This is a genomic window from Micromonospora sp. R311, from assembly GCF_056780015.1.
Genome location: NZ_JBSWCE010000076.1, coordinates 1 through 10700 on the forward strand (window position 1 = coordinate 1; position 10700 = coordinate 10700).

At 69.6% G+C, this 10700-nt stretch carries 11 protein-coding genes and 2 pseudogenes; 9 read left to right on the plus strand and 4 right to left on the minus strand.

Going from position 1 to position 10700, the window contains the following annotated elements; translation table 11 throughout:
* Positions 1-41: 41 nt before the first annotated feature.
* Together AC1WTP_RS33635 and AC1WTP_RS33640 are read right to left on the minus strand one after the other, a co-directional pair.
* Positions 42-209 (minus strand): hypothetical protein, encoded by a 168-nt coding sequence (locus AC1WTP_RS33635; RefSeq protein ID WP_481653258.1) that lies wholly within the window; start codon positions 207-209, stop codon positions 42-44.
* Positions 210-734: 525 nt separating this feature from the next.
* Entirely contained in the window at positions 735-1268 is a 534-nt protein-coding gene (locus AC1WTP_RS33640) for a DUF1990 family protein (RefSeq protein ID WP_481653259.1), read from the minus strand.
* Positions 1269-1500: 232 nt separating this feature from the next.
* Between AC1WTP_RS33640 and chrA the strand changes: the two genes are divergently transcribed.
* Positions 1501-2844 carry a chromate efflux transporter gene (chrA, locus tag AC1WTP_RS33645; RefSeq protein WP_481653263.1) on the plus strand — a complete coding sequence of 448 codons (1344 nt, stop codon included), beginning with the start codon at positions 1501-1503 and terminating at the stop codon, positions 2842-2844.
* Between the two features lie 150 nt (positions 2845-2994).
* On the plus strand, positions 2995-4044 hold the full coding sequence (locus AC1WTP_RS33650) for a HupE/UreJ family protein (protein WP_158289921.1): 1050 nt from the start codon (positions 2995-2997) through the stop codon (positions 4042-4044).
* A 9-nt stretch (positions 4045-4053) separates the two neighbouring features.
* Here the strand turns inward: AC1WTP_RS33650 and AC1WTP_RS33655 are convergent, their stop codons facing one another.
* Positions 4054-4413 (minus strand): ArsR/SmtB family transcription factor, encoded by a 360-nt coding sequence (locus tag AC1WTP_RS33655; RefSeq protein WP_109905743.1) that lies wholly within the window; start codon positions 4411-4413, stop codon positions 4054-4056.
* Between the two features lie 40 nt (positions 4414-4453).
* On the opposite strand from AC1WTP_RS33655, the pseudogene AC1WTP_RS33660 reads away from it, so the two are divergent.
* The 4 genes and pseudogenes from AC1WTP_RS33660 to AC1WTP_RS33675 form a co-directional block, all read left to right on the plus strand.
* Positions 4454-4900, plus strand: a pseudogene (locus AC1WTP_RS33660) (cation efflux transmembrane domain-containing protein); the annotation flags it as partial.
* Between the two features lie 289 nt (positions 4901-5189).
* A complete protein-coding gene (locus AC1WTP_RS33665) occupies positions 5190-5666 on the plus strand; it encodes a tyrosine-type recombinase/integrase (RefSeq protein WP_481653264.1) in 477 nt (158 codons plus the stop codon).
* Between the two features lie 47 nt (positions 5667-5713).
* Positions 5714-5938, plus strand: coding sequence for a type II toxin-antitoxin system VapB family antitoxin (gene vapB, locus AC1WTP_RS33670; protein ID WP_109904169.1), 225 nt, complete (start codon positions 5714-5716; stop codon positions 5936-5938).
* On the plus strand, positions 5929-6345 hold the full coding sequence (locus tag AC1WTP_RS33675; protein WP_109904167.1) for a PIN domain nuclease: 417 nt from the start codon (positions 5929-5931) through the stop codon (positions 6343-6345). Before vapB ends, AC1WTP_RS33675 begins: the two co-directional genes overlap by 10 nt.
* A gap of 116 nt (positions 6346-6461) precedes the next feature.
* Here the strand turns inward: AC1WTP_RS33675 and AC1WTP_RS33680 are convergent, their stop codons facing one another.
* Positions 6462-8810: a TOTE conflict system archaeo-eukaryotic primase domain-containing protein gene (locus AC1WTP_RS33680; protein ID WP_481653260.1), complete on the minus strand. Its 2349-nt coding sequence runs from the start codon at positions 8808-8810 to the stop codon at positions 6462-6464.
* Between the two features lie 61 nt (positions 8811-8871).
* Between AC1WTP_RS33680 and AC1WTP_RS33685 the strand changes: the two genes are divergently transcribed.
* The 3 genes and pseudogenes from AC1WTP_RS33685 to AC1WTP_RS33695 all read left to right on the plus strand — a co-directional run.
* Positions 8872-9183: a hypothetical protein gene (locus AC1WTP_RS33685; protein WP_481653261.1), complete on the plus strand. Its 312-nt coding sequence runs from the start codon at positions 8872-8874 to the stop codon at positions 9181-9183.
* Positions 9184-9189: 6 nt separating this feature from the next.
* Positions 9190-10341, plus strand: a complete 1152-nt coding sequence (locus AC1WTP_RS33690) for a hypothetical protein (RefSeq protein WP_481653262.1) — start codon at positions 9190-9192, stop codon at positions 10339-10341.
* 131 nt (positions 10342-10472) lie between these two features.
* Positions 10473-10626 (plus strand): annotated as a pseudogene (locus AC1WTP_RS33695) (site-specific integrase); the annotation flags it as partial.
* Between the last annotated feature and the right edge of the window lie 74 nt (positions 10627-10700).

Genomic DNA, 10700 nt, shown 5'->3' on the forward strand with positions numbered 1-10700 from the left:
CCGCGACGTCTTCGCCACCTACGGCATCTAACAAACCATGATCAAACCGGACACACCCGAACAACGCCGGGGCCGTGGGGCACCATGGACAGCGCGATCAGCATTCCGCTGTTCACGCCGTAATGTCCGTCGATCCAGAAAAACGGTGATGCAGCAAAGATGAGCGGGCCAAGAAGGAGTGCCGCTGCCTGCAATCGTTGCACGACCATCTGCACAGGTTATCCGCACGCAATGAGTTCGCATCCGGAGCGGCAAGCCGCCTCATCCGGAATTCCCTGGCCTGTCGAGAGCGCTTCCCTTACAGCGGCGGCGAGCATATCGTTGCGAATGACTACCCGACTTTCCTCGTCGAGGAAGATTCCGGCGATGTTCAGCATGCCAGTGCCCGACATGTCCTGCCTCCGATGTTTGCGGTCCGCTGGGAACTTAGTCCGACGCTATCCCTGGGCCCGTTGGTGGGCACGCCACATACCGATAACCAACCCGTTCGGGTAGTGGGCAGGGCCTACGGATCTGTGAGTGTCACTGCGGTGGTTCTGGGTGGACTGCCGCCAGGATCGGTGCCGGCGTACCGGCGGCGCGCCCGATGCCGACAACCTGACTGGGAATTCCGGGACAGCTGGCCGGACCCAGACACCCACGGCACTGAAAAGGCACTGAACCGCGCAGCGAGCTGCGCGTGCGCGCCGGGGCTTGGATAGGTGAGCGTGGGTCGGTGGCGAGGCCCACTTCACTCAGGTCCGCAACGCGTTGATGTAGCGTTCGGTGATCAGGCTCTGCACCTTGCGGTTAATCGGCCCGCCAGCGCGGGCGACCAGCAGCGCGGGACGCGAGAACGCCCGGATGTCGAACCAGACCTCGTCATTGGCGGCCAGCTCGACGATGAACGCCTCCTCGCCGCATTCCGGGTGACCCGGCAGCGTGCCGTAGGCAAAGCCGCGACGGTTCGGCTCATCCACCGTGTACACGACACGACAGGGCGCGGCGATGCGCAGCCAGCCCCATCCGAGCGTCAACACCACAACGCTGCCAGCGACGGCGACCGGGCTCGACGCGATGACCGCCAACCCCACTCGACGATGCATGTCCCATCCGGACAGCGCGTGAGCGGCCCCCTCGAACCCAACGCGGCCAGCGCCCAATCGCGCTCGGCGATGGACGTGGTGGTAGCCGGCCGGCAGCCCACCGCGCGTGGCACCCTCCTCGGGGTAGGTCAGGTCCGCGCGCCGGAGTTCCTCAACGCCAGGCAAGCGACGCAGCAACCCCATGCCACAAGTCTGCCCCACCACGACGTGACCGCTGGCCGAGTTGGTCAACATCCACTTCTGCCGCTGGTCGGTGTCGCGGCATCCGGTCACGCCAAGACCAGTGCGGGGGCAGGCGGGATGCTCGCTTAAGTAGACATTGCGGGATACTCGCGGGATGGCCGAGGTGAGGGACGCCGATACCGGCGCGTCGACGGCATCTGACGCCGGGGCATGGGTGCCGGGGCGTGATGTGGTGCCCCTGCGGCGGGCGGTCCGTGCCTGGTTCTTGATCTCGTTGCAGACGTTCGGTGGTCCGGCGGGGCAAATCGCGGTGATGCAGCGGCACCTGGTGGATGAGCGCCGGTGGATCGGGCAGCGTCGGTTCCTGCACGCGTTGAACTACTGCATGTTGTTGCCGGGTCCGGAGGCGCAGCAGCTCGCCATCTATGTGGGGTGGTTGCTCAACGGCATGCGGGGCGGGTTGATCGCGGGGACGTTGTTCGTGCTGCCCGGCCTGGTGGCTTTGCTGGCGCTGTCGGCGCTGTACGTCGGCTTCGGTGACACCCGGATCGTGACGGCGTTGTTCGCCGGGCTGGCGCCGGCGGTGGTGGCGATCGTCGTCCAGGCGGTGTGGCGGGTCGGTACCCGCGCCCTGGCCAACCGGGTCCTGGTGGGCTTCGCCGTGGCCGCGTTTGTCGCTCTGGCGGTCTTCGGGGTGCCGTTCCCGGTGGTCGTCGCCCTGGCCGCGGTGGCCGGCTGGGCGGTTCACCGGTGGCGGCCGGCCTACCTGGCCTCTGCTGGTCACGGTGGTGGTGGGAAGGACGGGCCCGCCCCGCTGATCCCGGACGACGCGCTGCATCATGACCGGCCGACCGGCCGACGCGCTGCGACGGTGTTGGCTGTCGGTCTGCTGGCCTGGTTCGTCCCGGTGGCTGCGGTGGCGGCCCTGACCGGTGTCGGCAGCGTCTACACCCAGCAGGGCCTGTTCTTCTCCGGGACCGCGGTGGTGACCTTCGGCGGCGCGTACGCGGTGCTCGCCTTCGTCGCGCAACGGGCGGTGGAGGACTACGGATGGCTGACCGCCGGAGACATGGTGCGCGGCCTCGCGTTGGCGGAGACCACGCCCGGGCCGCTGATCATGGTCGTGCAGTTCGTCGCGTTCCTCGGCGCGTACCACAACCCGGGCAGCCTCGATCCGTGGGTGGCCGGCGTGGTCGGGTCGCTGTTGACGACCTGGGTGACCTTCGTGCCGTGTTTCCTGTTCGTCCTGCTCGGCGCGCCCTACGTCGAACGCCTGCGCGGCAACCACACGCTGTCCGCCGCGCTGACCGGGATCACCGCCGCCGTCGTCGGCGTCATCGCCAACCTCGGCCTGTACTTCGCCGCCCACACCCTGTTCGCCCGGCAACACCTCGTGACCACCGGCCCGCTGCACCTGGAGCTGCCCGACCTCGGCAGTTGGCGACCGGTGCCGCTGGCCATCGCCGCGATCGCGGCCGTGCTGGTCTTCGGCCTGCGCTGGTCGGTCCTGCGGGTCCTGGGCGTCAGCGCCGCCCTCGGACTTGCCGCCGGCCTGGCAGGGCTTCCCGTCTCCTGACGCCGACAGCCAGCGCCATCCCGGAGGGGTGGTCGCCCCGGTCACTGCGGGAACTATCTGTGGTTGCGGAGCGACTACCAGGACGACGCGGCAGGCTCCCGGCCTCCGGTCGGCTACGGATGAGAAGGGCGGAGCGGGATGCTCGCTGCGGTGCGACAGGGCGCGATCGTCGCTGGTGTGGTGGCGGCCACGGTGCTGATGCTGCCGGGCGCGGCCTTCGCTCACGGTGTCGGCGGTTCCAGCGAGACCGTCGGCGGGTTCGTGTGGCTGGGCACGAAACACATGCTCGCCGGCTGGGATCACCTGCTGTTCGTCGGCGGCGTCCTGCTGCTGGCCGGCAAGATCCGGCGGGCGGCGAAGCTGATCTCCCTGTTCGCGGTCGGGCACAGCATCACCCTGTTCACCGCCACCGTCGCCGACTGGCACGTCAACCCGGTCCTGGTCGACGTCGTGGTCGCGTTGAGCCTGGTGTTCGTCGGCGTGGTCGGCCTGCGCGGCCGACCAAAGAACTGGACCTGGTTCGCCGCCGCCGTGCTCGCCTTCGGCCTCATTCACGGCCTCGGTCTGGCCACCCGGTTGCAGGACGTCGGCCTACCGTCGGACGGGCTGATTCCTCGCGTGCTGGCCTTCAACCTGGGCGTGGAGATCGGGCAGCTCATCGCGGCCGTGGCGATGTTCATGCTCGGTGACGTGCTGCGTCACTACCTGCCTCGGCTGCGGGATGTCCGGCTGTCGCACGCCGCGCTGATCGCCGCCGGCGCCGTCGCCGCCACCGTCCTGCTGGTCACCTCCGGCCCGGATGCGCTGCGCCCCGTCCAGGCGGCCACCGGCCCGGCGAGCAACTGCGAGGTGCGCAACCGCACCGAGACGTTCCCCGCCGGCAACGCGCATCCGGTGAAGGACTTCTTCGAACCGGGCGAGACGGTGCCCGCGACGTCGTTCGGGCACGTCATCGGCGACGGGTACGTCATCGTCACCTACCGGCCGGACCTGCCCGCCGAGCAGCTCGCCCAGGTGCGGACCTTCGTCACCGACCCCACCGCCGGCCGGGTCGTCGGCGGCTCCGCCACCGACCAGTCCGAAGCGGTCAAGGCCGTGCACGCCTACCAGACGATTGCCTGCGACACCGTCGACGTCGACGCGGTCCGCCAGTTCACCCAGGATTGGTTCGCCGACCCCCGCTCCAAGCCCGCCGAATAGCCCCGCGCGTCAGTCGTGCTCCGGGATGCCGGCCACCCGGTGCGACGCGGCGTGCATCACCTCTGTCATCAGCCGCCGCACGTGACCACCCCGGGCCGTGTAGAGGGCGCGCCGGCCCTCCCGCCGTACCGTCACCAGCCCGGCCAGCCGCAGTTTGCCTAGGTGCTGCGACACCGCCGGCCGCGCCACGCCCAACGCCGCCACCAGCGCGGTCACGTCGTGCTCGCCGTCGACGAGCAGCCACATCAACCGCAGCCGCGTGCCATCGGCCAGCATCCGCAACATCTCCGTCGCTGCCTCCACCTGTCTGTCGGCAGGCAGGCGTTGTTGCAGGTCACCCGCATCTGCAACGTTGTCGCGTGCATACATGAGCACATATTATCGCCGCCGTCACGGGTACCGACCCGTCATGCCGCCAAGGACGTTGGGAGACGCGGTGAACGACCACGACCACGAGCACGGTCATGACCACGGCCACGGCGGCCGCCTCGCCGCCTGGTGGCACCGGCTGACTCACGCCGTCGTCCCGCACTCGCACGACTCCCGCGCGAAGATCGACCCCGCGTTGGAGTCCTCCCGCGAGGGCCTGCGGGCCCTGTGGATCTCCCTGGTCGGCCTCGGCGTCACCGCCGCCGCCCAAGCGGTCATCGTCGTGCTGTCCGGGTCGGTCGCCCTGCTCGGCGACACCCTGCACAACGTCGCCGACGCCCTGACCGCCGTCCCGCTGGCCATCGCCTTCCTCCTCGGCCGCCGCGCCGCCACCCGCGCCTACACCTACGGCTTCGGCCGGGCCGAGGACATCGCCGGCATCGTCGTCGTCATCGCCGGCTCGGCCGTCGCGGCCGGCTGGACCGCGGCGTGCTCACCATCGAACGCAACCGCACCACCGCCGGCTACCAGATCATCGAAGGCCATCCCCACGACCCCCGCCGGACGCCGCGCGGTCGCCCTGGACAAGCGCACCGTGCAGGTGCTGCGCGCGCACCGCCGCCGACAGCTCGACCAACGGACCCAGGCCGCCGAGAACGCCAAGCCGTGGACCGACTCCGGGTACGTGTTCGTGCGCGCCGACGGGCTGCCGATCAACCCGAACTACGCCACCACCCGCTTCCGCAAAACTCGCCCAACGCGCCGGGCTACCCCCGGTGCGGCTGCACGACCTGCGCCACGGCGCCGCGTCCCTCGCCCACGAAGCCGGCGCCGACCTCAAGACCCTGCAGGACCTGCTCGGCCACTCCAGCATCGTCACCACCGCCGACACCTACACCAGCGTCCTACCCCCGGCACAGCGGCGCTGCGCCGACGCCACCGCCCACCTCGTCCTGGCCGCCGCCCGCCGCACCCGCAAAAAGATCAAGAACAAGGCCCGCAAGAACCGGCCCGACCCCCGGCCGAAAACAGGTGCCCCCACCCCGGCCACTCCCGCAGCCGCCGCAAAGACACAGGTCAGGACTCCGGGCCGCCGCGGAAGAGCCGCGCAGACCCCGGCACCCACATCGCACCCACGTGACACCCACCGTCCTCAACAGTCAGACAGCAAAAAGGGCCCGACCCGCTCCACAGCAGGTCAGACCCCTCATGATCTTGCGCGCCCGAAGGGACTCGAACCCCTAACCTTCTGATCCGTGGGCCAGCATGATATCGTGATAGCACCCGAGGGAGGTGCCACATGCCCAACATCCTCGTCCGCGATCTCAGTCAAGAAGCCGTCGACCGCATCGACGCGGCAGCCGCCAGCCTCGGGCTGTCTCGCAACGAGTACCTACGCCGCAAGTTCGAGGAGAACATCAGCCCCGCCGGCGAGCGGACGGTCACAGCCGAGGACTGGCAACGGTCCGCAGAGGCATTCGCTGATCTCGCCGACCCCACGGTGATGGAGGCCGCGTGGCGGTGACGAGCTGGCTGATCGACAAGTCTGCGTACGTTCGGCTCCAACTCGGCCAAGCGGCGAACCGCGACGAGTGGAGCGCACGCATCAGCCGCGGGCTCGTCCGGCTCTCCACCATCACCCGCCTCGAACTCGGCTACTCGGCACGCTCCGGAGAAGCGGGACGCCGACAGTTCGCCGCCCCACCGCTGTCCCTGATGCCAGTCGAACACCTCACACCCGCCATCGAAGACCGGGCACTGGAAGTGCAGATGCTGCTCGCCGACCGCGGCCAGCACCGCGCCCCGTCAATCCCCGACCTGCTGATCGCGGCGACCGCTGAAAAGACCGGACTGACCGTCCTGGCCGTCGACAAGGACTTCGACCTCATCGCCGCGCTCACCGGCCAGCCGATCGAAACCCTGCCCGGCTGAGCCCAAAGACCAGGTACGCATGCCGCCACCGTCAATCGGCACCGCCTACGCGGCGTGCCGCGCGTGACTCAGTGTCCCAGCCCCGGGTCACGACAGACGCCCCTCGTGCGGTGCGTTCATGTCCGGGTGAAGCCGAGTGCCCGGTATCCGGGCATGCGGCGTGGGAGTGAGGCGGTGAGGATGGGTGTGGCCGGGTCGTGGTAGTCGTGGACCTCGGCGACGTCCTTGCCGGGCGCGGCGCGGATGACGCGGCCGGCGCATTGGATGAGTAGGCCGTCGTAGGAGATCGGGCCGGCGAGGAAGAGGGTGTCGAGGGCGGGGGCGTCGAAGCCCTCACCGATGAACGGTGTGGTACCGATGACGAGCAGGCCGTCACCGGCCTTCGCGCCGTCGAGCCGGTCAACGATGGCCCGCCGGTCGCTGGTGCTCATCGCGCCTTGAAGCACGAGCGCCTGATGTCCGCGTGCGGCGAGCAGAGCGGTGAGTGCCTCGACCTGGGCGACCCGCCGGGTCAGGACCAGACAGTTGCGGCCGCGGGTCAGGGCTACGGCGACATCATCGGCGATCTGAGTGTTGCGGGGCTCGTCGAGGGCCAGTCGCCGGTGCACCTCGGCGAGCGCGCCGGGCGCGTCCAGGTCGACGTCGCCGAGCTGGAATGTGGTCTCGTGGATGAACAGCGCTCGACGGGGTCCGGCGTCGGTGTGCATCGCAGCCGCGAGGGTGCCTTGTTCCTCGTCGGTCAGGGTGTGGCAGACGGGGCCGAGTTGCCAGGTGACGAGTTGGCCGAGGCCGTCGCGTCGGGTGGGTGTGGCGGTGAGGCCGAGCCAGAACTGCGCGGCGATTCGTTTGACTGAGTGCTCGTACGCGGCGGCGCCGAGGTGGTGGCATTCGTCGACGATGACGTGCCCGTACCCCTGGGTCAGGGTGGCGATGTCGTCGCGCCGCGCGAGGGAGGGCAGCAGCGCGATGTCTACCGTGCCGGTGAGCTTGCGTCTGCCGCCGCCGAGTTGCCCGGACTTGATTCCGAGGAACTGTTCGATGCGGAGGCGCCACTGGTCGGCGAGGGCTTTGCGGTCGACGAGGACCAGGGTGGAGGTGTTGCGTTCGGCGATCACGGCGCAGGCCATGACGGTCTTGCCGGAGCCCGGTGGGGCGACCAGGATCCCGTCGTCGTGGGCGAGAAGCGCGGCGACCGCGGTGGCCTGCTTGCCGGTGAGTTCGGCGGTGAACGCGGTGTCGATCTCGGTCCCGGAGTTTCGTACGTCCGTGACGGACAGCCGCGACCCGGCGCGCTCGACGATCGTGGCGATGGTGTGCCGCAGGCCCCGCGGGAGGACCAGGTGATCATCGAGGGTGAGGTCGTAGCCGCGGATGAAGCGTGGGGTGTCCCAGGTGGACTTGCGGAGTCGCTGCAGCTCGTAGAACTTCGGGTTGGCCATGGCGGCGGCGTGTTTGAACGTCGCCAGTGCGGCGGGGGTGAGCTGTCTGGCGTCGATGCTCAGCCCGGCACCGACTTCCGCGTGGATCACCGGGGGCAGCGAAGGATGGACCTGGGTCGAAGCGGACCGGCTCATCGTGGAGACGTCGGCACCGGTTACGGCTTGCTTGGCCTGCTGGGCGATCCGTTCGGCGTCGCCGGGGCTGAGACGGTCCAGCGTCGACAGGAACGCCCACTGGTCCGCGTACGGCTCGAGCGTGCCGAGGTCGAGAAACGTGGTCAGTCCGTCCTTACGGCGGCGGCCCTGTAGCGGCGCGGCGATGAGGTTGCCGAAGCCGCCCTCGGGCAGGACGTCCTGGTTGGGGAACAGCCGGTCGTACGAGCGCAGGTCCATCGATCCGCGCAGCACCATGGCCTCACGAAGGAGAACAGTGCCGACGGCCCGCCCGGTGGCCGCGGGAACAGCGCCAGTGAAGAAGACCCACACATGGGCGCCGCGACCTGACTGGGAGATCTCCAACGCGGCCGGCACCGCGCAGGCGCGTGCCGCCTTCACGTAGGCGAGAGCGTCGAGCATCGCCGTCGGCCCGTCGAAGTCGGCCACGACGAAATGGCAGGTGTTGCCGGGCATCAGCGGATACAGGCCCATGAACACATCGCCGACGAGATGCGCCGCGACGACCTCCGTCGTGCGAGCCAGGTAGGTGGCACCCCGCCGGTCCATACCCTTACGCCAACCGCCGGCGACCGCGGGCATCCACCCGGCAGCGCCGGTACGGGCGTTCTCCCACCGCACGGCGTACACGTCGACCCGGGCCCGGAACCGGTCAGCGAACAGCACCAGCTTGTCCTGAGTCGGCGAAGCCATGGTGACCAACCCTGGCGGCTCAACCGGCGCGGACAACTGCTCCGGCGCCGCAGACGTGTCCTGGCCCCGCAGCTCCAGCAGACGCGCCAGCCGGGCGTTCTCCGCCCGTAACCGCTCCACCTCCCGCCGAAGATCGACGAACTCGGCCACCGAACCCATGCCGACCATCCTCGCGCATCGGGCTCCGCACACCCCGACACCGGTCCGATATCCTCCGCCGATGGCATCGAAGGGAAACGCCGCGCTGGAGGCGATGATCGAGGAAGCCACCATCGACGCGTACGGCGACGACGAACAGCTCACCGGCCTGTTCACCATCCTCGAGGAACACCTGGCGGTGCCGTTCACCACCACCGTCCTCGGCGTCGAGGTCACCGTGCGGAAGATCGACCTGACCGCGGACACCATCGTCGCGGTCTGCGCCCGAGGCCACCACCGGCAGAGAATCGACCTACTCGACCTGCCGCTACCCACCCCCGCGCCCGACGACGCCGCGTGGATCGACGCCTACCGGCACTGGGCCGGGAGGTAGGCCCCCGTGAGTGAGTACCAGTACTACGAATTCACCGCCGTCGACCGCCCCCTCACCAGCCGGGAGCGGGCCGAGCTGCGGTCGCTGTCGACCCGCGCCGACATCACCGCCACCAGCCTCGTCAACACCTACGAGTGGGGCAACTTCAAGGGCGACCCGCGCAAGCTGATGGAACGGTACTTCGACGCGCACCTGTACCTGGCGAACTGGGGCACCCGCCAGCTCATGCTGCGGCTACCGAAACACCTGCTCGACCCCGCAACCGTCGCCCAGTACTGCCAGAGTGACAGGGCATCCGCGTGGACCGCCGGCACGCACGTCATCATCGACCTGCATGACGAGGACGAGGACGGCACCGACGAGTGGGACCTCGACGGCCACGGCCTGCTCACCTCCATCATCCCGGTCCGGGCCAGCCTCGCCGCCGGCGACCTGCGCCTGCTCTACCTGGCCTGGCTGCGCTGCGTACAGTCGGAAGAGGTCGCTGACGACGAGCCCGAACCGCCCGTACCAGCCGGACTGGGCACCCTCGACGCGCCCCTCACAGCCGTAGCCGAGTTCCTGCGCATCGACCCCGACCTGATCGCGGCCGCGGCGGCCGACTCGGCGCCGGCCGCCTCCGACGAACCGACCCCTACGCAACTACGCACCTGGGTCGTCCAGTTGCCCGCCCGGGACAAGGACGCCATCCTGGCCAACCTGATCACCGGCGGCGACAGCCACCTGCGCAGCCAACTGCTGCGCCGCTACCGCGACGCGCACCCCACCGACGCGTCCACCCCGACGGCCGCCCGCACCGCCGGGGAACTGCTCGCCACCGCCGCCGAGTTGCGCGCTGAACGGGATCGCCGCGACGCCGACCAGCGCGAACGCGACCGGGTCCGCCGGGAACGGTCCGCCGCAGCAGCCCGGCAACGGCACCTCGACACCCTCGCGGTCGACCAACCCGCCGCCTGGCAGCGGGTAGACACCTTGATTGCCACGAAGAAGCCCCGCGATTACGACACCGCCGTGCAACTCCTCGTCGACCTGCGCGACCTCGGCGAACGCGACGCGGACAGCAGGCTGTTCCAGCAGCGGCTGGCCGAGCTACGGACGGTGCACGCCCGCAAGCCCAGCCTGCTCGAACGCCTCGACCTGGCAGGTCTGGATGCCTGAACAGATCCGGGCGACCGCCGCGTCCGCCCAGACCAACCTGCACGCCGTGCTGCACCTCGTGGCCACCGGGCGGCTCCGGTGTAGCCAGACGACCCGGCGGCCCGCGGCCACCACCGTCGCCGCCATCGCCGGCGTGCTCCCTCGCCCATGAGGCCGGCGCTGATCTGAAGATCCTGCAGGACATGCTCGGACACTCCAGAATTCCTGGTCACCGCCGACACCTACACCAGCGTTTTGCCCCTCGCGCAGCGCCGCTGCGCCGACGCCACCGCCCACCTCGTCCTAGACGAGTAGTTCCGATGTCAGGGGTCGATGTCTGGGTATGAAGAGAGGGCATCCAGGATCATGTTGTGACGCAA